This is a genomic window from Proteus mirabilis ATCC 29906, assembly GCF_000160755.1.
Lineage (GTDB): Bacteria > Pseudomonadota > Gammaproteobacteria > Enterobacterales > Enterobacteriaceae > Proteus > Proteus mirabilis.
This window is the reverse complement of the sequence record NZ_GG668580.1, coordinates 95,246-118,066: the sequence shown is the minus strand read 5'-3', so window position 1 is coordinate 118,066 and position 22,821 is coordinate 95,246. Positions and strand designations below refer to the sequence as shown.

At 38.4% G+C, this 22,821-nt stretch carries 17 protein-coding genes; 5 read left to right on the top strand and 12 right to left on the bottom strand.

Features of this window, described 5'->3' with window-relative positions; translation table 11 throughout:
* Positions 1-67: 67 nt before the first annotated feature.
* From HMPREF0693_RS13800 to HMPREF0693_RS13785, 4 genes are all read right to left on the bottom strand, one after another.
* On the bottom strand, positions 68-415 hold the full coding sequence (locus HMPREF0693_RS13800) for a YfiM family lipoprotein (protein WP_004246098.1): 348 nt from the start codon (positions 413-415) through the stop codon (positions 68-70).
* Positions 416-562: 147 nt separating this feature from the next.
* On the bottom strand, positions 563-1,921 hold the full coding sequence (pssA, locus tag HMPREF0693_RS13795) for a CDP-diacylglycerol--serine O-phosphatidyltransferase (protein WP_004246096.1): 1,359 nt from the start codon (positions 1,919-1,921) through the stop codon (positions 563-565).
* Between the two features lie 188 nt (positions 1,922-2,109).
* Positions 2,110-4,770 (bottom strand): bifunctional acetate--CoA ligase family protein/GNAT family N-acetyltransferase, encoded by a 2,661-nt coding sequence (locus HMPREF0693_RS13790; protein ID WP_004246095.1) that lies wholly within the window; start codon positions 4,768-4,770, stop codon positions 2,110-2,112.
* Positions 4,771-4,814: 44 nt separating this feature from the next.
* On the bottom strand, positions 4,815-5,498 hold the full coding sequence (locus HMPREF0693_RS13785; protein ID WP_036932468.1) for a tRNA-uridine aminocarboxypropyltransferase: 684 nt from the start codon (positions 5,496-5,498) through the stop codon (positions 4,815-4,817).
* 137 nt (positions 5,499-5,635) lie between these two features.
* Between HMPREF0693_RS13785 and HMPREF0693_RS13780 the strand changes: the two genes are divergently transcribed.
* Together HMPREF0693_RS13780 and HMPREF0693_RS13775 are read left to right on the top strand one after the other, a co-directional pair.
* Positions 5,636-6,694 (top strand): C48 family peptidase, encoded by a 1,059-nt coding sequence (locus HMPREF0693_RS13780; protein ID WP_004246092.1) that lies wholly within the window; start codon positions 5,636-5,638, stop codon positions 6,692-6,694.
* A gap of 174 nt (positions 6,695-6,868) precedes the next feature.
* The gene (locus HMPREF0693_RS13775; RefSeq protein WP_004246089.1) at positions 6,869-7,972 is read left to right on the top strand and encodes a tRNA/rRNA methyltransferase; all 1,104 of its coding nucleotides are present in this window, start codon (positions 6,869-6,871) and stop codon (positions 7,970-7,972) included.
* Between the two features lie 107 nt (positions 7,973-8,079).
* Here the strand turns inward: HMPREF0693_RS13775 and emrB are convergent, their stop codons facing one another.
* The 3 genes from emrB to HMPREF0693_RS13760 all read right to left on the bottom strand — a co-directional run bounded on the left by emrB (position 8,080) and on the right by HMPREF0693_RS13760 (position 11,616).
* Positions 8,080-9,597, bottom strand: a complete 1,518-nt coding sequence (emrB, locus tag HMPREF0693_RS13770; RefSeq protein ID WP_036932467.1) for a multidrug efflux MFS transporter permease subunit EmrB — start codon at positions 9,595-9,597, stop codon at positions 8,080-8,082.
* A 17-nt stretch (positions 9,598-9,614) separates the two neighbouring features.
* Complete coding sequence (gene emrA / locus HMPREF0693_RS13765) at positions 9,615-10,790, bottom strand: multidrug efflux MFS transporter periplasmic adaptor subunit EmrA (protein WP_004246087.1); 1,176 nt, start codon at positions 10,788-10,790, stop codon at positions 9,615-9,617.
* 175 nt (positions 10,791-10,965) lie between these two features.
* The gene (locus HMPREF0693_RS13760) at positions 10,966-11,616 is read right to left on the bottom strand and encodes a GntR family transcriptional regulator (RefSeq protein WP_004246086.1); all 651 of its coding nucleotides are present in this window, start codon (positions 11,614-11,616) and stop codon (positions 10,966-10,968) included.
* A gap of 85 nt (positions 11,617-11,701) precedes the next feature.
* Between HMPREF0693_RS13760 and HMPREF0693_RS13755 the strand changes: the two genes are divergently transcribed.
* Both HMPREF0693_RS13755 and HMPREF0693_RS13750 read left to right on the top strand, forming a co-directional pair.
* Complete coding sequence (locus HMPREF0693_RS13755) at positions 11,702-12,904, top strand: MFS transporter (protein ID WP_012367580.1); 1,203 nt, start codon at positions 11,702-11,704, stop codon at positions 12,902-12,904.
* Between the two features lie 40 nt (positions 12,905-12,944).
* Positions 12,945-13,547 (top strand): cysteine hydrolase family protein, encoded by a 603-nt coding sequence (locus HMPREF0693_RS13750; RefSeq protein ID WP_004246084.1) that lies wholly within the window; start codon positions 12,945-12,947, stop codon positions 13,545-13,547.
* A gap of 201 nt (positions 13,548-13,748) precedes the next feature.
* Here HMPREF0693_RS13750 and mprA read toward each other — a convergent pair whose 3' ends face one another.
* Together mprA and HMPREF0693_RS13740 are read right to left on the bottom strand one after the other, a co-directional pair.
* Positions 13,749-14,276 (bottom strand): transcriptional repressor MprA, encoded by a 528-nt coding sequence (gene mprA, locus HMPREF0693_RS13745; RefSeq protein ID WP_004246081.1) that lies wholly within the window; start codon positions 14,274-14,276, stop codon positions 13,749-13,751.
* A 492-nt stretch (positions 14,277-14,768) separates the two neighbouring features.
* A complete protein-coding gene (locus HMPREF0693_RS13740; protein WP_004246079.1) occupies positions 14,769-15,977 on the bottom strand; it encodes an MFS transporter in 1,209 nt (402 codons plus the stop codon).
* 378 nt (positions 15,978-16,355) lie between these two features.
* On the opposite strand from HMPREF0693_RS13740, the gene HMPREF0693_RS13735 reads away from it, so the two are divergent.
* Positions 16,356-18,749, top strand: a complete 2,394-nt coding sequence (locus tag HMPREF0693_RS13735) for a TonB-dependent hemoglobin/transferrin/lactoferrin family receptor (protein WP_004246078.1) — start codon at positions 16,356-16,358, stop codon at positions 18,747-18,749.
* A gap of 87 nt (positions 18,750-18,836) precedes the next feature.
* On the opposite strand, the gene proX is transcribed toward HMPREF0693_RS13735, so the two are convergent.
* From proX to proV, 3 genes are all read right to left on the bottom strand, one after another.
* A complete protein-coding gene (gene proX / locus HMPREF0693_RS13730) occupies positions 18,837-19,832 on the bottom strand; it encodes a glycine betaine/L-proline ABC transporter substrate-binding protein ProX (protein ID WP_004246077.1) in 996 nt (331 codons plus the stop codon).
* A gap of 119 nt (positions 19,833-19,951) precedes the next feature.
* Positions 19,952-21,181: a glycine betaine/L-proline ABC transporter permease ProW gene (proW, locus tag HMPREF0693_RS13725; RefSeq protein WP_004246076.1), complete on the bottom strand. Its 1,230-nt coding sequence runs from the start codon at positions 21,179-21,181 to the stop codon at positions 19,952-19,954.
* On the bottom strand, positions 21,174-22,373 hold the full coding sequence (proV, locus tag HMPREF0693_RS13720) for a glycine betaine/L-proline ABC transporter ATP-binding protein ProV (RefSeq protein ID WP_004246075.1): 1,200 nt from the start codon (positions 22,371-22,373) through the stop codon (positions 21,174-21,176). Before proV ends, proW begins: the two co-directional genes overlap by 8 nt.
* Positions 22,374-22,821: the final 448 nt, after the last annotated feature.

Genomic DNA, 22,821 nt, shown 5'->3' with positions numbered 1-22,821 from the left:
ACTGGGTTGGCTTTTTTGCATTTGATATTTTTTATTCTCAATTTTATCCTTTAACTAAGGAAAAGAGTTATTTCAATTGCTGATAGAGTAAACTGCCAGCAGCGGCTCCTGCCACATCATAAGCAAAATCATGCCAGCTCCATCCCGTACCTTGTGGTCGACTATCATAAAGCTCTTTAGCGACGCCTAAACTTATTGAAAAGGATAAGCCAATAACTAATCCTTCTCGATAAGAATAGTTCTGATGATCTGCGTAAGCATTAGCTCCTGCGGAGGCTACCATAGAAAATAAAAAATGCTGTGCTTTATCTTTTCCTTGCCAATCATCATTGGCAACATGAAAGGATTGACAACCATTTAACGTGACGAGTGAAAGTAAAACTATCAGATAGAAGCCATTACGCTTTAGTTTCATATAATATCCACGCCTTATTACTATATCTTGATCGTTAGATAGTTGAGCTTAAATCTTAATAAGTTGAAGTATAGTGGATTATAGCGACAAAAAAGCCTTACTTATTTTAAGTAAGGCTTATAAATAGTGCTTAGCAGTATAGTTAAATTAGAGTATACGACTAATTAGTCTATCAACACGGATACGCCGTAAACGTTTAATTAATTTTTTCACTTTTAGAGGGTAAAATTTAATACTCTCTAATTGTTGATAGCTTTTAACAATCAGTGTTTTTTCTCTGATACAAGCTAACTCTTTATGGCGTTGTTCATGTAATTCATGATGTGGATCGTGAATTAAGATGGCATTTTCAAGATCTAATCCCCAAGCTCGAGGGTTTAGATTATTACCTGTAATTAATTGCCACTCATCATCAACCCACATGCCTTTTAAATGATAGGTATTATCACCGTCTTTCCAAAGCCTTACTGTTAATTGGTCATTATCAATAAAACGTTGAAAACGTTGGGTGAATTTACGAAGATTAATCTCATACAAATAAGGCAAAGCACCTATTATTTTAAAGGGCTCTTCTGGCGGAATATAAAAGTCATTTGCCGTTTTATCACCAATAATAATCTCAACCTGTTTACCATTTCTCAGTAAATGACTAATTTGGCGCACCAAAATAGCAGGTAAATTAAAATAAGGTGTACAAATAACCAACTTTTCTTCAGTCACGGCCATGAGGTGGGAAATAGTCTTATTCAAGATATTTTTCTTGCCTAAGCCGACTAATGGAGTCACTGTTAACTGATTATTTGAGGCATTTCCTTTTATATCGTAACCATCATGTGTGCGTAAATTAAAGCGGAATTGACGGATACAATTTTTAATTTCTGCACAACGCACTCTCTCTTCTGAATCAAGACGTTGAATAGCATCTGATTGCAAAAGGCTATCGACAATGAATTGCTTCATTGTGTTTGCGAGTTCAGCATTATGAATGATGTGATATCTGTCATAACGGTATTTATCAAGTTTATGCAAATAGACGTTATTAATACTTGCACCACTGTAAATAACCGTATCATCAAAGATAAACCCTTTTAGATGTAATACGCCTAATGCTTCACGTGTATTAACAGGAATACCATAAATAGGGACGTCAACATCAGGATGCTGTTGTGCAACTTTATGATACCAATCTGCATTTGTTGCATCAGCAGAGACACCTATACGACCGCGTTGAGCACGATGCCAATCAACAATAACGGTGATGGAAAGTTCAGGACGTTGTTGTTTTGCGGTATAAAGTGCTTCAAGGATCTCCTCGCCCGCTTCATCATGTTCTAGATAGAGTGCGGTAATAAAAATCTCTTTTTGAGCTTGCGCGATATATTTCAATAAGGTGCTGCGAAACGCGGATGTCTGATAAAGCGTTTCAACATCAGCAACTGACTGAGCTAATTTAGGCAGTTGTGCAAGGTGTTGTTGATGCTTAGCAAGTTTTAGTTTAGACAACATCACAGTGCTTATTTCTCTTGTTTATGATGACTAAAAGAGTCATCTTCTATGTAAAAAATTCTGTAACCGATCTTCTGATCATAACATTAGTTATATAGGATGTACGCATAAAATCATCTTATAGAGTGAATTTCTCTTAGGATGTGTGAATAATCACATTCAGAAATTTTCTATTCGCGATTTTATCACTATACATCACTGAGAGGATCAAGAAGCAAGTTGAGATTGACTATTCCTTCATCAAACTGTACTTCCACAGAAAACCCTAATTTTTTAGCTAGACTTATCATATTACGATTTTCAGGCATGGTAATGGCAGTTAACCGTTTGATGCCATGCGCCTTAGTATAGTTGATTAATTTCATCATTAATTGGTGACCCAGTGTATTACCTTTTAAATCAGAGCGTACCAAGATAGCAAATTCAGCCTGTTGATTATCAGGATCTGCCATAGCTCGAGCAACACCAATAATTTCTGGATCATCGTGAAGGTGGCGAATGGCGACAAAAGCCATCTCACGATCGTAATCAATCTGTGTCATATTAGCGAGATCGTCATGGGTAAATTCGCTGATCTCACTAAAATAGCGATAATAGAGATCTTCTTTGGTCACTTGATTAATAAAGGTTTTTAGTAGAGGTTCATCTTCAGGCAAAATAGGTCGAATAAAACAAGGTTTGCTATCTCTTAAAAAGAAAGTTTCTTCTAATTCATTGGGATACGGGCGAATAGAAAGTTTTTGATGAGGATCGCCTTCGATAGGTGACAGCTCCATAGCCACGTCTAACAAAGTGAAATCATTACCCGATACTAACAACGGATGTATGTCGAGCCTGACAATTTGTGGACAATCTAATAGTAAGTGTGAAACTTGCACCAAAAAATGGCTTAAGCTTAGGATATTCAGTGGTTGTAATGCACTTCTAGGTTGGAGCTTGCCACTTTTTATTGCATTAATGACCAGATAACGAGCTAGCGCCATATTAAGTGGTGGCAAAGCAACGGCAGCTTTTGTTTCGATTTGCCACTCAACGCCTCCTTCTCCTAATAGAATTAGTGGGCCAAAGATGGGGTCTTGTTCAATCGCAACACGTAGCTCTTGGGAGCCTGCACGGTTTGCCATACTTTGTACTAATAGTCCTTGAATTTTCGCTTGTGGGTAAAGCTCGCTTACCCGCTCGATAATGGCATGTGCAGCCGATTCAACTTCATTGCTGTCTCTTAAATATAACATAACCCCCTGAACTTCCGATTTATGAGGTATATCAGGAGAGCGTAATTTCAGCGCGACCGGATAACCTATTTTTTCTGCAATACTGACCGCTTCTTGTGCATTATGAGCAATCCAAGTAGGTAAAGTATTAAAGCCATAGGCTTCCATAATGGGCTGGACTTGGTGTGTATCAAGGCGATACTGTTTTTTGTCGAGAGCGTCTTCAATACAGCGATGGGCTTGCTGGGTGTTCATTTTTATTTCTAAAGGTAATGCCGGCGTTTCCTTTAGTTGTTTTTGGTTTCGGCGGTACTCCACCATATGCATAAAAGCGGTAATTGCGCCTTCAGGAGTGCGATAAGTGGGAATACCCGCTTCACTAAATAATTTACGTGATTGTTGAGATGAATATTCGCCTCCCCAATTAGTAAATAGAGTGAGCCATTTTCTTCTGGGGTGCTTATTAATTGCTTCAATAACTTTTTGTGCTGTTTCAATACTTGGTGCAATAGCACTTGGTGTATGAATTAAGAGTAATGCATCATGATCATGGCTATCTAATAGACAATTCACTGCCCTAATATAGCGCTCTACCGTGGTATCATCACCTAAATTAAGCGGATTACGAATAGCAGATGTGTCTTGCACAATGGCTTGCAATTGTTGCTGAGTATCAGCAGATAATTGTGCTAATTTGCCTGACTGTAAAAATAATTCATCTACGGCCATTGCCGCAGGAGCGGAACCATTGCTGATGATCATCAGTTTCTCGCCTTTTAATGGCGTCATATAACTGAGGGTTTCAACCGCTGAAAACATCTCATGAGTATCTTGTACGCGTAACAGTCCTGCGCGTTGGAAGGCTGCATCATAAGCAACATCATAACTTGGCGTATCGCCTAAGAGTAATTGGGCTTTTTGTGTTCGACCACTTTTTATAACTAGTATTGGCTTATTGCGTGATGCACTACGTGAGGCAGACATAAAGCGCCTTGCATCATGAATATGCTCTAAATGCAGTAATATTGCACTGGTTTTACTATCTCTTGCTAGAAAATCCAGTAAATCATCAACTTGGATATCTTGGTTATCACCTAATGCAATAAAATAGGAAAAGCCAATATTGCGGTAATACGCCCAATCTAGGATGGTGTTAGCTACTGCTGCTGATTGTGAGATAAATGCCAATTTGCCTTTTTTTACAGGAAGGGGTGAAAAGCTGGCATTTAAGCCTTGCCAAGGGGCTAATAAACCTAAACTATTTGGACCTAACAAGCGAATATGGTATTGCTGGCAGAGTGTCTTAATAGCTTGAAATTGTTCTGATTGTGCTGAAAGAACAATCACGGCTTTACAGCCTGATTGACCTAATTGCTCAAGAAGTTCAAGATTGCGGCGATGATGAGTACAGATAATTGCCAAGTCTGGTACTTGGGGGAGTTTATCAATAGAAGGATAAGTAAAAACACCAGAAACAGAATTGCGAGTCGGATTGACTGGAAAGACTGGCCCATTAAACCCACCACTGAGTAAGTTTTTCATCATTGTGGTTCCTGCTCTGCCTACTTTGTCAGAGGCGCCAATCACCGCAATTGATTTAGGACGTAATAGTGCTTCAAGGCCTCGCTGGCTCATATCAACTCCTAAGTTTATGATAAACTGTATTCAATGTAGCTGATTTACTCTTCTTTTGCCTGACGTCTGTCTGGTTTTCCAATTAAATATTGTTGACGAAAGTAACTAAAATGAGAAAAAAGCTGTTGTGACGCTAAATCATCGCCGACATTGGCTAAAATAGAAGCGGCAACTTCAGCGGTACAATGTTGCTCTTCTCTTGCTGCTTGGCGGAGCATGTAGTCACATTTACTGGCTTCATTAATTGAAAACAGTGGTAATGCATCAAGGTAGGGGCTTTTACGAAACATTTTTCTCGCCTCTGTCCAAGTGCCGTCTAGTAAGATAAATAGCGGTGGCTTACTGTTTGCAGGTAACTGGTGATAAACTTTTCGCGAAGGAGAAGCATAGCTGTCTGGGAAGACGACATAAGCTTGTCGATGCGGATCATTAATTGCATCAAGTGAGGCTTTTTCAGGCTCGGTACGTGACCATAAAAAGGCAAGTGTATCGGGTAAAACATCGGCAATTAATTTTCCTGTATTACTTGGTTTCATCACTTCTGTATCGTACATCATTAAACAAAAACGACTTTTCGCGGTTTGATGAATGATGGTGTCACACAGACACTGTTTTTCAGGTAATAAACAAAAAGTGCATCGTTTAACACGAAAGCCTCTGGCTTTATATGGGCGTGTAGAGATAGAAACTCGATATTGACGAAGTCGAGAAACCGCATTGTCATGCATAACAGAAAGACCACAATCATAAATAAAGGAATGAATATTACCATGATCCCCAAAGGTCTACTATCAGTTGTTTTTTATGAAAGTTTATTTACCGTATAGTGGTAGGATTATTATTATTTAATAAATTGTGGTGACTTATGAAGGTAACACAAATCCTTTTTTATAATAATGAAAATAGTATTACAGATAATGAAATAAAAAACCTATTTAATATCTTTGATACTCAGGTCATTAATAATAGTAGAGTGGATGTTAATCTTGAGACTGCCAAAAATCAAATAAATAAACTCGCTGATGCAGTTAGGAATGGAAGCTCAATAGATTTAGATTATTTAGTAAACATCATGTTTCATGATGATATAAAAATAAGCTTATATGCAACTAATCAGCTCTACTTGATTTATCCAAAATTAAATAACTCGATAAGAGAAGATATTAAAGAGTTAGTCAAATTACTCTATGAAATAAAAATAAAAGAGGATCAAGAGTATTTTAAAGAACGACCTTTATTAAGTGCAATGGCTTGTGAGGAAGCGATTGCTAGACAAAAGGGAAAAGGGGAGAATGTTTTTATCTCAGCGGTTGATAATTATTTAAATATAAAATGTAATGATAGCGTATTGGCCAATAGTAATGAAAGCGTAAGTAATAATAATCGATATATATCTTCATCTGAATTAGAGTCTTGGGCGTCATTTCAACCCTATCAGTGTGATATTGGTTCCTATGAATCAATACTTAAAAAAATAGAAAATAGCAAAGGATCCGCGGAGTTAAAAAATTATGTGGTTTTAGTCAATAATAACCATTGGGTTGCGTTATTGACTTATAAAGATAGCTGTTTTTTATGTGATTCATTGCCCTCAAGCAAAAAAGATGAACGTCATAACTTATTAATTGAACTAGAAAAAAAAGGATTTAATACTATCAATATAGAATATAATCTACAAGAAAATGTACCTAATGGATGTGGTCTTTTGGCGCTTAATTATATTGATAGTTTACATAATGAATGGAATAAATTTAATCATGAAAAAGAAGATGATTTAATATCCACAATAGAAACAGTATTACAAAAAACAGGAAAAGACTTTCTAAACCTAAGTTGTGGTGAGCAAACCACATTTAATCATGATGTTAGGAAAAAATTGATTATGGATACACTTTTTTGTATTGTTAAATCTAATGATGAATAGCTCCATTAGTTATTGATATAAAAGCTATTTTTTATTAATAAAAAGCTAAATCTAATTTTATTTTTAAAGAGAGTGTTTTTTGATATAGGTTTATCTCTTACTCTGCGTGATTCTCTCGGTGACAGTTGCTAAACTATCATGTAATCTGCGCCCCTATTGCAGTTGGAGAGACTAATGAACGATTCTTATGAAGGTAAAAACGGCAAAGTAAAAGTGATGTATGTCCGCAGTGAGGACAGTGCCGATAATAAACCTAAAAAACCATCCCGCCGCCCTAATAATGCTCGTGGTGATACTGACCGTAGTCATCGTCGTGATGATAAACGCGGTGATAACAAATTTTCTCGTCGTGATGAACGTGGTGCAGGTAAGTCTTCAGGACGTAATCCATCACGCAGTGGATCAAGCTCCTTACGTGATAACGATAGTGAAGGTGGTAATTATTCTCCATGGAAAACGATTTCTCGTCCGGGAGATGAGCCATTAAAAGAGCATGATGGAATTACTGGTAAAAGCCAAATAGATCCCGAACAGCTTCGCCGTCAGCGTTTAGAAGAGACGCGTATCTATGGTGAAAATGCTTGTCAGGCTATGTTTAAAAACCGTCCAGAAGCCATTGTTCGAGCTTGGTTCTTACAAGAAGTAACACCTCGTTTTCGTGAAGCGTTAAAATGGATGGCGGCAAATCGTAAAGCTTACCATGTTGTTGAAGAAGAAGAGATGGTTAAAGCGGCGCGTACGGATCATCATGGTGGCGTTTGTTTCTTAATCAAAAAACGTGTTGGTCATGATGCACAAACCTATTTAAAAGATGCACCAACAAAAGATTGTGTCTTAGCGCTTGAAGATGTGGGTAATCCACATAATGTCGGTGCTATTATGCGTAGCTGTGCTCATTTTGGTGTGAAAGGCGTCATTTCTCCCGACTCATCAGTGCTAGAATCTGGTGCAGCAGTACGTACCGCAGAAGGTGGTGCCGAGTATATTCAAGGAATTGATGCTGATAATTTTGCTCAGACATTAGAGCAGTTTAAACAGGCTGGCTATACCTTAGTGACAACCTCAAGTCACAAAGGAAGTGTGCCGCTAGCAAAAGCTCAATTACCTGAAAAAATGGTATTAATCTTAGGTCAAGAGAAGGATGGCTTAAGTGATAGCACGTTAAAACAAGGGGATATGAGCATTTACATTGGTGGTACAGGCCATATTGAAAGCTTAAATGTCTCTGTGGCTTCTGGCGTGTTATTGGCTGAATGGTGGCGTCAACATCACGGCTAATTATTTAATTGTTAGATGATTTAAAAATCCCGCTGAATAATGAACTGCAGTCAGTTCACCATGTTCAGCGGGATTTTTCTTTAATTAACTAATCAATTCATTAATGGTTATTTACCCGGTGAGAATGGCGGTTTAGCAAACCAAACAACCACCAGCATTAAAATGAATATTCCTGCCGCTAGCCAGAAAATTTCATTCGCTGAAATAATCAGACCTTGTTCAGTGATTGTTTTAGCTAAATAAGCCGAGGTTTGTTCATCAGAAAGCCCCAATTCTCTCATCTGTTGAAAAGCCAATTGTGCATCGGGATCGAGTGGATTAATTTTTTCAACAAAGGTTTCATGATGTAATGACTCCCTTTGTGTCCAAATAGTTGTCGTTAATGATGCGCCAATTGCACCCGCTAAGGTTCTTAAAAAATTAGATAAACTAGATGCCGAGGCCATTTTCTCCGGAGGTAATCCCGATAAGGTCATCGTGGTTAATGGCATAAAGAAACATGCTACACCTAAACCTTGCCAGAATTGTGGCCAAGCAACTGTGGCAAAATCCATTCCGGGTTCAAAAGTATAAGCTCGCCAATAAAAACATACCGCAAACATAATAAAGCTAAAGCTAATGATATAGCGTAAGTCGACTTTTCCACCAAATTTTCCGATGATTGGTGTAATGATCAGCGGTAATAAACCAACAGAGGCTGCAGCTAAACCCGCCCATGTTGCGGTATAACCAAAGACTTCTTGCAACAGGAGAGGGAGCAACACAATAGTACCGAAATAGATCATATAAGCGAGACTAAGGGTTAAACAGCCAATAGTGAAATTGCGACTTTTAAACAGAGAAAGATCAATAACAGGGTGTTCGTCAGTTAACTCCCACACAATTAAGAAACTTAACGCCACTACAGCAATAATAGTAAGTACAATAATTTCAGTTGAATTAAACCAATCCAGCTCTTTACCTTGATCAAGCATGATCTGTAGTGCACCAACACCGACAACCAATAGTACGAGACCAATGGTATCTATTGGTTTAATTTCCGTTTTGGTTTCGCGATCCGCTAATGTATTTGAGATGCACATAATAATTAACACACCAAAAGGTACGTTAATAAAGAAGATCCATCCCCAATGGTAATTATCACTGATATAGCCACCTAAAATAGGGCCTAAAATAGGTGCAACGACAATGGTAACCGACCATAACGCTAACGCCATATTGCGTTTTGCTGGTGGATAGTTATTCAATAGCAAACTTTGTGATAACGGAATTAAGGGGCCTGCGACTAAACCTTGAAGTACACGGAAAAAGATCAGCATTTCTAAACTTTGAGAAATACCACACAGCCATGATGTTAAGGCAAATAGTGCTGTTGACCACATAAAGAGGCGTACTTCACCAATACGTTTTGCCAGCCAGCCAGTAATAGGAATTGAGATAGCATTTGCAACACCAAATGAGGTAATAACCCAAGTGCCTTGAGAATTTGATGCACCTAAGTTACCCGCTATTGTCGGGATGGCTACGTTAGCGATTGTTGAATCGAGAACTTGCATAAAAGTGGCCAGCGCAAGTGCGATGGTCATTATAGCAAGTTTTCCTCCTTGTAAGGGTTCTTTAATCACCTTTACACCTCGCTTTATCATCCTGCATTTTGTTCAATGATTTCATTAATCAATGAATTGATTTCTGACATATCAATAGTGAGTGCATCAGTATGATAAGCCGGTGCTTGACGTTCGCTCTGTGATAATACTTTTCCATCAAGATTAACGGTATCCACAGTCACTTCAGTGGATAAACCGATACGTAGCGGTTTTTCTGCAACTTCTTTTTCATCAAGGGAAATACGTACCGGCAAGCGCTGAACTACTTTTATCCAGTTACCACTGGCATTTTGTGCCGGTAATAGTGAGAATGCACTGCCTGTTCCCATATCTAATCCCTGTACACGACCATGGTAAATAACTTTTTTACCATAAAAATCAGTGGTTATTTTCGCGGGCTGTCCGATACGCATATTGGCCAGTTGCGTCTCTTTAAAGTTAGCGTCTATCCACATACCTGTGACAGGTACGACGGCCATTAACGGTTTACCCGGTGCAACTTGTGCACCAACTTGAACGCTACGACGTGAGACATAACCTTCAGCAGGACTTAGTATTTTTGTTCGTTGTAAAGCTAGCCATGCATTACGCACTTCTGTTGCAGCTTGTAATACAGAAGGTTGTTGTGCAATAGGCGTGGTTAAGATAATGGCTTGATTAGCATTATATTGCTCTTTTGCTACATCTAATGCCGCTTTTGCCGTGGCAACAGCTTCTCTTGCATGTTGGAGTTCTTCTTTTCCAATGACATTTCGCTCGCCTAATACTTCTCTACGACGCAGATCATTTTGCAATTTTGCCAATTCAGTTTCACGTAAAACAATATTCGCTTTTAATTGACGACCATTGATGATTTGCTGATGCATTTGACGGACACTATTTGCTAAAGCGGTTTTTGCTTTATTTAATGCAAGTATTTCATCACTATCATCTAATTGGACTAGCGGTTCACCTGCTTTTACGTAGTCTGTATTGTCCACATAGACAGTCGTTACCGAGCCTGAAATTTGTGGCATAACCATAATTTGATTGCCTGTTACGTAGGCATTATCTGTGGTTTCATGATGTCTAAGAACCATAAACCAGTAAGCGGTATAAGCGAGCCCCGCGAGAATAAAGATAAAAGTCAGTAGCAATAAAACATTTCGGCGAGTTCGTTTTTTATTGCGAATGGGAGCCTGAGGTGGATTTTTTTCCTCATTTACACTCATTTAGAAGATCTCCATAAACCAGAAAAAAGCATTATATATGTTTCCAGAATAAAATCCGGAAACATATATATTGGGCTTATATTAGAATAATAATTAGCACGAAAGGCCAATTATAAATGTGAATGAATATATTTGTTTATCAATTCATGTTGTAAATGAGGTTGGCGGTATTTGGTCAGGATATCGCAATGCCTCTTGCTCTTAGGCTACGTTTACTAGATGTAATGGTATCTAGTAAACGGAGTCTACTTTCGCACAAATGAGTGGCGAGTAGTTCTACGGCTTTGTCCGTATCTCTCGAACGAAGTGCTAAAAATATTTCACGATGCTCATCCCACGCTGGATTAGACGGCGCTCTATCAAGCCATCGTGCTCGCGAAAGCCTACGTAGGGCATCATTTATCCCTTCAATAATAAATGCGTTATTACAAAGGCGTGCCAACTCTCTATGGAATCGTGTTCCAGCATTTTCCATGCTCTCTTCTGGTGAATCTACCGTGGTTTCTTTAAGCAGGCGTTCCAAATTGTTCAACTGTTCTTCGGTGATCTGGCTGACTGAAAGTTTTAATGCTGCTACCTCCAGTATTTCTCGGTAAATACATAATTGTTCGATTTCATCGGCATCGATTGGTGCCACTAACCAACGTATACCATCACGACATATAAGTCCCTCTGATTCCAACTTTTGTAATGCGGCTCGAACGGGAGTTCTCGATGCGTTAAATTTCGCTTCAGCCCAGCGTTCAGTTAACCGTTCTCCTGGGCCTAGTTCCATGTTGAGTATCAGTTTTCTTAATTGTTTTTCAACCTCTAACACTTGGCTCATAACGGCAATACTCTCCTAAAAATTGACAGTAAAATAAATTATCTATATGGTATGCCAAATTGGTATACCAGAAAAGAATATTTCTATGACTCAATTATATAACAGCTTTTGGCGTCGAAATCTGCTCGTTTGCTTTATTGGTTCTTTTTCAACTGTTTTTGCAATGACCTTGATGTTACCGTTCCTCCCCCTATATGTTGAAGAGCTTGGTGTTCAAGGTCACGCCGCCATTGTCCAATGGTCTGGCGTGGCATTCAGTGCAACGTTTATCACTGCTGGCTTAATTGCTCCAGTATGGGGAAAGCTCGGTGACAAATATGGACGTAAATCGATGCTCGTAAGAGCCAGTCTTGGTATGGCGGTGACCGTCTCACTTATGGGAATGGTAACAAATATTTGGCAACTTGTCGGTCTAAGGCTATTAGTTGGTTTGGCGGGGGGATATTCATCTGGAGCAACTATTCTTATTGCAGTACAAGCTCCAAGAGAGCGTGTTGCTTGGGCGTTGGGCATTGTTTCATGTGGTGTAATGGCGGGTAATCTTATTGGCCCTCTAGCTGGAGGTTGGTTACCTGACTTGTTCGGTATTCGAAACACGTTTTTCTGTGCCGGTGCACTGATCTTTTTGTCCTTTATCATGACCCTTACGCTTATCCGTGAAGATACGCCGAAATACATAAATACTACGACAAAAATGCAAGTGAGTTGGTCGCAGTTACCAGCACGATTTGTGATAGTTAGCATGCTTTGTACGGGGTTGTTGCTGATGCTGGCCAATATGTCGATAGAACCTATTATTACAGTTTATGTGCGTACACTCGTTAATGATCCTGCTCAGATAACTAGGGTTGCAGGTTATGTCATGGCCGCTGCTGCCTTAGGTAGTATTATTTCAGCCTCTTGGCTTGGGAAATTAGCAGATAGGATAGGGCATTTGCGTATTATCACGCTGGCACTAGCTATAGCCGGTTTATTGCTGATCCCTCAGGCCTTTGTTACCTCTGGTTGGCAACTTATTATTTTACGTTTTCTTATGGGATTAGCATTGGGGGGATTGTTGCCTTGTATTGCGGCAGTAATACGTCATCACGTTCCAGAAGGAATGATAGGCAGTATCCTTGGCTATTCGGTCGCAGCCCAGTTTGCAGGTCAGTTCATCGGCCCGTTAATAGGTGGCGTTATTGGTGGTCATATAGGTATGCGCGCAGTTTTTCTGGCAACTAGTGTTGTCTTATTGTTGGGAGCCGCTTGGAATTTTAAATTACATCGTAATTCAGTTATACGCTGATGAACTTCGTTCTTCTTCACCTGTATATTTCGGAGATTTTATGACAACACAATTCAACAATAACAATAATAATATCGATAAAAATAGTGCTCTGCTGGTAATGGATTTTCAGACGACCATTCTTAATAATTTCCTTCCACAAGATCGTGCTGAAGATGTTATTCGTAATACATCATCATTAATTTCCGCTACGCGTGCAGCAGGCATACCGATTATCTATGTTAGTGTTGAGTTTCGTGAGGGGTATCCTGAGGTTAGTCAAAACAACATAATTTTCTCATCGATTAAAGACAATGGAATATTAATCACCAATAGTGAAAGTTCCGCTATTCATGATGATATTTTTCCGCAGGAAAATGAAATCGTTATTATTAAACGTAGAGTGGGGGCTTTTTCATTTACTGAGCTTGAGATGGTTCTTCGTACACAAGGTATTGAAACCTTGATCCTTGCAGGAGTCACGACCAGTGGCGTGATTTTATCTACAGTTAGTCAGGCATTTGACCTAGATTATCGTCTAGTGATTGCAAGTGATTGTTGTGCCGATCCTGATCATGACACACATGTTTTTTTACTCGAGAAAATCTTGTCTCAACATGCTGTTGTAACCAGTTCATCTGAAATATCAAAATATTGGGTATAAATAGCCTAAGTAGCCAATGTTACATAGATCTTGTCGGTAGTATGATAGATTAAATATCAGACATGATTGAGTGCAAGGCTGGGGAATATTGGCTTTTGGCACAGAGCGACCTGTCAGATTTATGTTAGCTCTGTGCCATAGCTAGTCAGGTCAAATCTGAGCTAATACAGATTAGATCAATAAGTTTATTGATAGTGATGGTTATTCCTGCTGATTATCCGCTAATGTATCAAGTTGTAATAATAATTTACGCATTAGGGTTTCTAGCTGTTTTTGTTCACCTTCATCTAATACCGACCAAATTTTCTTTAAACATTCGTGCTGTGGTGGTAATAAGCTATTTAAAAACTCTTCTCCAGCATCAGTTAAATGAAGATGTAGACAGCGACGGTCATTATGACTTTCACGACGCTCAATCCATCCTTGTTTTTCTAATTCATCTGCAATACGAGTGGCATTTGTTCTTGATGAGCCTAACGCCGCACTCAATTCTGATGGTTGAATACTACGATTTTCCGTTGTATCTAAAATCATAAGTGCCATAAATAATGTCTCGTTAATGCCCTGAGACTTTAACATATTATTACGACTTTCAAGAAGTTTGCTCTGGACGTGCATAGACAGGCGAGTTAACAAAATTTCTTGGTAAGGAATATCTTTGTTAAGCGATTTCTGTTGTGTAGCGCGAGTGTTTAGTAGTTCTTCTGTTGGCGTAAATGAGCTTTCCATTTTTAGACACCTTGTTAGTTTCGATAATTAGGATAACGTTGTTATCAACATGTTAAATGGTATATTAAACACACAATTTAGCAATTTTTATTATTTATAGTCACTATGTTTTTTTGATTATGCTACCTGATTCATAAATTTTTTGAATGATAACATAAAAAAATCACTAGGTGCTTATCTATTTACAATAAGTTATAAAAATCAATTTATCCCTTATTTACTTATGAATAATAGTCTATTTAGGAAAAAATGGATCGATTTCTACGATAAAACACGTAATAAATTTATTTTACACTATAATGATTCTATTGTTAATAATACCACTTAGAAACTATGCCGTTTATGCTATATTGATATAATTGATATGTATTTCTTAATAAAGAATGAGATGATGATATACATAAATAGTAATCACGCTGTTAAAACATTTACGTTTTGTTCTGTTTAGAGGGGTATTGCTGACATAAAATACCCCTTTTGAGATAAGTTTTATTATTCAGATTGGATCACTGGATCATTTTTATAACCAAATAACCAAACCAGTAAACCTAATAAGCCAATGATTGCACCGGCGCTGGAAACACCAATCCAGCCATATTGGTGATAAGCGTAACCCGATAATAAAGAGCCTAGGGCGCCCCCGATAAAATAGCTAGTCATATAAGCGGCAGTAAGCCGATTTCGGGCATCAGGTAAAATACGGTAGATAGTGCTTTGGTTAGTGACATGAACACCTTGAACGGCTAAATCTAATAAAACCACACCAATAATAAAACTAATCAGTCCAATCCATTGATAATAAGGGGCGATAACAATAAGTCCCCAACAAATGAAGAGAAGAATTAAACCTGAAGTAGTCGTTTTTTTACCTTTGCCTTTATCAACCCATACACCCGCTTTACCCGCCATTAGTGCTCCCGCAGCACCGACAAGTCCAAACAGGCCAATAACTGCATCGGAATAATTAAAGGGATCAGAAGCGAGTAAAAAAGCCATTGATGTCCACAGTAAACCAAAGTGGGCAAAGATAAGTGCACCAATCAGTGAGCGGGTACGTAATACTGGGGTCGTGGCAAACAATTTAAAAATAGAACCGAGCAGTTGAAAATAATTTAAATTTGTTTGACTTTTATAGGTAGGTAAACAGCGCCATAGTGTAATAGCTAAAATAGCTAGAAAAACACTTGCTAGCCAGAAAATGCCCTGCCAATTAGTAAAGGAAGCCATCAGCCCTGACGCTGTTCTTGCCAGTAAAATACCAAGTAAAAGCCCACTCATAATAGTACCTACCGCTTTTCCTCGTTGATGAGGTGCAGCAAGTGTAGCGGCAAAAGGAACCAGAATTTGGGCGACGACCGAGAACATACCTGATAGGGCAGTACCAATTAACATAAGCCAAATATTAGGTGCCATTGCCGTAATTAATAAGCCGCTCGCTGAAATCAGCGTCATGATAACAATCAGTGAACGACGTTCAAAAATATCGCCAAGGGGAACCAATAGCATTAAACCTAAGGCATAACTTAATTGTGCTGTAGTGACAATAAAGCCAGCTAAAGTGGCAGAGATATGAAAATAATTTGCAATTGAATCAAGTAGCGGTTGTGCATAATAGTTACTTGCGACAACCATGCCAGTGGCAACGGCCATAAGTAAAATAAGGCCTTTACTAAGAGAGGTTTGTGGTGCTGTGTTTTCCATAATACTGATCACAAATTATTTGTAAGGTAAATGATAGTAACATGAGTCATTTTTTTGCGGAAAGAATTACTGTGATAGCAATGTTCAATCAATCGGGCATGAAAGTTTTTAATCTATTTTTATAATAGATTAATATTAAAAGTAAAATGTGATTTATTCTCAGCAGATAACCGCATATTTGCATCATTTATTATGCTAAATAGATAAATAGCCCCATTCCCTCACTGTTCTGATTAGACAAGTATTAATCCATATAGTAACCAATGTTATTAGTTAATTATATCATTAATATTAAATTATTTAGTCATTCTGTTTTAAATATAGCTCATTTTTAGTTTAGTTAACTTTTTTATGGTTTAGATCAAAAAAAGCTATGTAATGATAATAATTATCATTAACATGATTGTGTTGTTAAATGTATTTTTAGCTATTTATTTGCGTATTAATAACCATATAAAAGATACTATTATGAACTTTTTGTTAATTAAGCATGAGCCTCATTTTCAGGGAATGGGGGCCGTTTCATTTTCATCTCATGCGATTTTTTTATTACTCACTACACTTGCTTCGTTTAATAGCGTTGCTTCACAAAGCACAGAAAAAGCATCACAAACTCAACAATCTGAAACTGTGGTGCTTGATCCTATTTATGTTTCCGGAAAATTAAATTCGAGTGTTGAAGCAGGAAGCACGGCTTTGACATTAAAAGATATCAATAGAATTCAGCCAAATAATATCGCTGAATTGGTAGATAAATTACCAGGGATTTCTTCATCTGGCTCGCCAAGACCTGGTGGGCAAACTTTAAATATTTGGGGAATGGGCAATCCGGAAGATGTGAAAATCACTCTTGATGGTACACCGAAGACGTTTGAAAAATATCGTCAAGGTTCCATATTTATCGATCCTGAATTAATTAAACGCCTTGATGTCGATAAAGGGCCACATAATATCACCCAAGGAAATGGAGGATTGGGTGGCTCCGTACGGATTGAAACGAAAGATCCGGATGACTTACTGTTACCTGATCAGCATATTGGTATGTTTTTAAAATATGGACATCATACTAATGATAGGCAAAATCGTTATAGTGGTGCGATATATGGCAAGTTAATGGATGGAACGGCTGACGGTCTATTTTATTTTAATCGTCGTAAAAGTGATGATTTACGTCGTCCTGATGGCACTAAATTTGGTTATTCACAATCAGATCAAGATTCGTTTTTAATTAAAACCAATGTCTATTTAACAGACGCACAAACATTAACTTTATCAGCATCAAGATCTGTCAGTGATGGCTGGACGCCTTGGGCTGCGAAGCGAGATGAACTGGCAAAACCGAGCCAATATGATGTTGATAAATATGGTTTTGATGGAGCGATGAAACGTAAGTTAGTTTATCGTGACCAAAAAGATGACACTGTGAGTGTGAAATGGAATATTCAGCCAATTGATTCTGACCTGATTAATTTCACATTGACTTATGGTTATTCAAATACCAAACAGAATGATAAACGCCCTGATAATGCGAGTTCTTATCTAAGTAGTAGTATGGGTAACCAAAGTTGGGTTAACTATAAAAATCATCAAATTGAAGTGAAAAATGAAAGTACCGTGATGCAAGGAGCTACCGAACATGTGATTTTAGTAGGAGCGCGTTGGCACCGTAATGATCGTAATGTGTTAATGTTTACGCGGGATAAAGCGAAAAATCCAAATTATAATTATGGCTATTATGCACCACCTTATATGCCAGAAGGGACGCAAACAACCACGAGTTTTTATCTTCAAGATTCAATTAGTTATCGAACACTAACCCTCACGCCTGGTGTGCGTTATGATATAGTGAAAAATCAAGGAGTAGGGAGTCGAGCGAAGGTTTATCAAGATCCTAATCCCTATTACGGTCATGATTATAGTGATGTAACTTATCGTGGCATTACACCTCATTTGGGTATTTTATGGAAAGCGAGCCCCAATATTAGATTTTTTGGTGATATAACTCATACATGGCGTGCGCCGTTAATTGATGAACAATATGAAGTGCAAGCCAGTATCTCTAGTTTGACAGGCACGAGTCGCCATTTAGATAAAGAGACCGTTACCGCAACACGGATTGGCGCCATTGTTGATTTTGAAAATGTTTTCCAACAAGAAGATCAGCTGCAACTTCGAAGCACATTTTTTGATACTCGTGGGAAAGATGAGATATTCCGTCGTCGCGGTGTCTATTGTGAAAGCGGAAAAGTAATCGGAAACAATGGAAGTTGTCCTCCTTCCCTTGGAAATTATCGCAATTTACCTGGCTACCATATTCAAGGTATGGAAATAGAGGCATTTTATGACAGTGCTAATCTCTTTGGTCGCTTAGCGTATTCGACAATGAAAGGTAAACGCGATCAATCTCCTCGTGATCCGTGGTTTGGACAAAAAACATGGATTGCAGAAATTCAACCGGATGCATTACATGCCACCCTTGGAATGAAAATCCCACAAATAAATATGGTTGCAGGGTGGACAGGGGACTTTATTGGCGCTCAACGTCGTTCACCGATGGATGCTGATCCGGCTGCTACTTATTGGTCATTACCAAAAAGTAAAGGCTATGCCATTCATGGACTATTCGCTAATTGGAAACCTGCTTTTATCGATAATACCGAGATACGTTTTACTGTCGCCAATTTATTTAACCGTGATTATTACCCTTATTTAGGTGAGTCGGTATCTGGTACTGGGCGAGATTATCGTTTTACCGTGGTTAAAAGTTTTTAGTTAGACAACAGGACAACAGCCATAAGATAAAAAAAGCAGAGCATATTAATAATGCTCTGCTTTGACGTTATTTAAGGATTATCACTATTAATTAGCCGCTTTACGCGCTTCTTCTACCCAGCCATCAAAGGTTTTTTGATGTGCTTTGATCCACGCGTTAGCATGACGTTCAATATCTGCTTGTGATTTTTGACCATTATGCATACGTAAGTTTTGGGCGTTGATATCAGCCACTGAAACTTTCATTATTTCAAATAATTTAGCAGCAGCAGGGTTGGCTTCGGCCCATTTTTTATTTGTCGCGATATGCATTGTACTCGGTGGGAAACCGTAGTTTTTACCATTGGGTAAGGTTGTATCGGTTTTGTCATCTCCCGGTAATGAAGAGAAGGGAACTTGTAGCCAAACGACATCTTTACCCGGCTTTAATACATCACTTATCCAGTACGGTGTCCAAGTATAATAGAAGATAGATTTACCTTCTTTGTAACGAGTAATGGTATCTGCCATCATTGCCGCATAGTTACCCTGATTATGGGTGACTGATTTCTCTAAATCATAGGCTTTTAAGTGATTATTAATAGCTTCTTCACAACCCCAGCCAGGGTTACAACCGGTTAAATCTGCTTTTCCATCACCATTGGCATCAAATAATTTGGCAATTTTCGGATCTTTAAATTGCTCTATATTAGTGATGTTATATTTTTCAGCCGTTTTTTTATCGATTAAGTAACCTTGGGCTGCATTAACCACATAATCACCTTTACGATAAAATGTGTTATCGCCACCTGCGGCTTCATATTGTGAGTTATGCAAAGGTACCCAACTAACCGCCATAAAAGTGGCATCACCATTAGCAATAGAAGAATAAGCTACGTTGTAGTCAACTTCTTTAATGGGTTGCACTGTGTAGCCGAGTTTTTCGAGTGCTTTATTGACAATGAGTGTCTGAAAAGTTTCTTCAGAAATAGTACTTTGTACCGGTTGAACCGAAACCCCTTTACCGGGTAAATCAGCAGCGGATAACTGAGTGCTTATCAGTGTGGCGGACAATACTGTTGCCCAGAGAACTGGATTACGCATAGTTTTTCCTTCTGTTGTGATGGGTAAGAGATAATAGTCGCTGTGTCGTGCTACTGTTATCTCTTATATTAATTGAATAAATATGTTTGATTGTTAGTTAATCTTATTGCCAGTATGAGTTATGCGGCTTTTTTACCAAACAGGCGGCAGATCAAACCAATCGGGCCTGTCATATACCAGCGTCTATTACCTTTCAGGCGACTATTTTGGCCTAAAGATTGAGTTAAGCGGTCAAGAATAATCGCGAGGATCACAATACCGGCACCACCTACAGCCGCTAATCCCATATCTAGGCGACCAATACCACGTAATACCATTTGACCTAAACCACCAACGGCTATCATTGATGCGATAACAACCATTGACAGTGCTAACATTAAGGTTTGGTTTACCCCAGCCATAATCGTTGGCATTGCCAGCGGTAATTGTACTTTAAACAACATTTGTCGAGGATTTGCCCCAAATGATTGAGCCGCCTCAATGAGATCTTCCGGTACTTGTTTGATACCTAAAATAGTTAATCGCACTATCGGTGGTAAGGCGAAAATAATCGTGACAACTACACCGGGTACGTTACCAATCCCGAATAACATCACGATAGGTACTAAGTAAACGAAAGCGGGGGTTGTTTGCATGGCATCTAAAAGTGGTCTGACAATTTTTGATGCTCTGTCACTATGTGCAAGCCATATCCCTAAGGGGAGACCAATAATCAGGCAGAATAGTAATGAGGTCAGCACTAATGCAAGGGTTATCATCGCTTCAGACCATGCACCAATAGCACCGATTAAGATCAGTGAAATAAAAGCGCTTATTCCCATCACCTTACCTGAAAGTTGCCATGCAATCAGTGAAAATAAAATAATCGCAACAGGTGCAGGCATTGAGGTAAGAAAGTTTTCAAAGCCACCTAATACTAAATCGACTGGAACGCGTATCCCTTGGAAAATAGGACGAAAATGCAGCACAATCCAGTCAATACCATCCGTTACCCAAGAATCTAGTGGGATCAGCGTATGATTAAATGGATCCATAATATTAAAGTGATCAGGTGTACTTTCTGTTGGCATGGCATCTAGCCAATCAGTACCAGAAGAGAGATCACTGCCGTCAGTGCCACTCCCTGTACCCCAAGGATCAGCATCAGCTCCACCGGTATCACCGCCAGCGCTACTACTCCAAGGGTCGGTATCAGTAGTGTTGCTATCCGTGGTTGCCCAAGGATCATTGTCTGTATCTGTGTTGTTATGCGTTTCTTGCGCTGAATTTTGTGTTGTATTGGCGTTTTCTGTTGCCGCTTCTTGAGTGTCCGCTTCCCAAGGATTGGCTTGGTTATTTGTCTTACTCATTTGGTGTCTCCTTATCCAGTGCTTGTAACAACATTCCTTTCGAAATTAAGCCGATATAACGGTTTTTTTCATCAATAACAGGGATCGCACAGGGAGATTGCGCAACAGTAGAAATCAGTTCATTTAATGGTGTATCACCATTAATCGCACAAGGTTCAGTTAAAATAGCGGATCCAATAGGTTGCTTCGCTTTTAATGCTTCTTCAAGAGAAGTGACAGAAACAATACCTGCAAATTTCCGTCCTCGCTCAATTAAATAACCAAAGTTTCTATCTTCATCTTCCAGTACTTTTAATGCTGAACGGGGACCAAAACCTGGCGCAATATGCAGTAGTGTTTCTGGGCGACGTTTAGCAATATCTTTAGCGCTAAATACATGACTGATATCAACGCCACGGAAGAAGGTACGTACATAATCATTGGCTGGGTTATTAAGAATTTCATCAGGGGTACCGATTTGTACCACCACACCGCCTTGCATAATCGCGATACGATCACCAATACGCATGGCTTCATCCAGATCATGAGAAATAAATACAATGGTGCGTTGTTTATCACCTTGTAAGCTCAATAACTCATCTTGCATTTCTGTTCGGATTAATGGGTCAAGTGCGGAGAATGCCTCATCCATTAATAAGATATCAGGATCATTGGCCAGTGCACGAGCAAGCCCAATACGTTGTCGCATCCCACCGGATAACTCATCCGGCCAAGATTGAGCATGAGAGCTTAAGTTAACTTGCTCTAATGCTGCCATGGCTTTTTCATAGCGCTCTTCTTTGCTAATGCCTGCAAGCTCCATACCAAATGCTGTATTATCGAGTACATTCATATGAGGCATTAAAGCGAATGATTGAAACACCATACTGATTTTTTTACGTCGAACTTGTCGTAAATCTTTATCAGACATGGTGGTGATATTTTCACCATCAATAAGGACTTCGCCTTTAGTGGGATCTATCAGACGATTGAGAAGGCGCACTAATGTAGATTTACCAGAGCCTGATAATCCCATGATGACAAATATTTCGCCTTCTTCAATGGCCAGATTGGCATTTTGCACACCAACGGTTAACCCTGTTTTATCAAAGATTTGGTCTTTGTTCATACCAGATCCTAATAATTCAAAGGCACGTTTAGGGTGCTCACCAAATATTTTATATAGGTTTTTTACTTCGAGTTTAATTGCCATGCAATATCTATTTTCCTATTTAAATATGAAAGGAATAAATTAAATGTTAATAAATTAGTTTGTTGTTTTTCCTAAATTGAGATTTTTAGTAGGGGAATTACCCTATCATAATGAACAAGCCTGACAACCCTATGTTAATTATAATTAAACAAATAATTTTGTGATTTTTTTAGGTTTTTTTTGATAATTAATAATTAAATAAAGTAAAATTATAGAAAAGAAAGAAGTCAAAAAAAACATACTAACTGTATGAAATAACATTATTTTTATTCAGATGTTAATTTTAATTATCATCACAATAGAAATAACAACAAAATAAAAAAATGTAAAAAGATACTGATAAAATAAAAATAGAAAAAAATGCATTAACATTAAAAAATCTTATGTTTTTTGAGGGGTGATCTTAAGTTATCGATAACTAGTCATAAAAATCATTCGTAAAAAATTG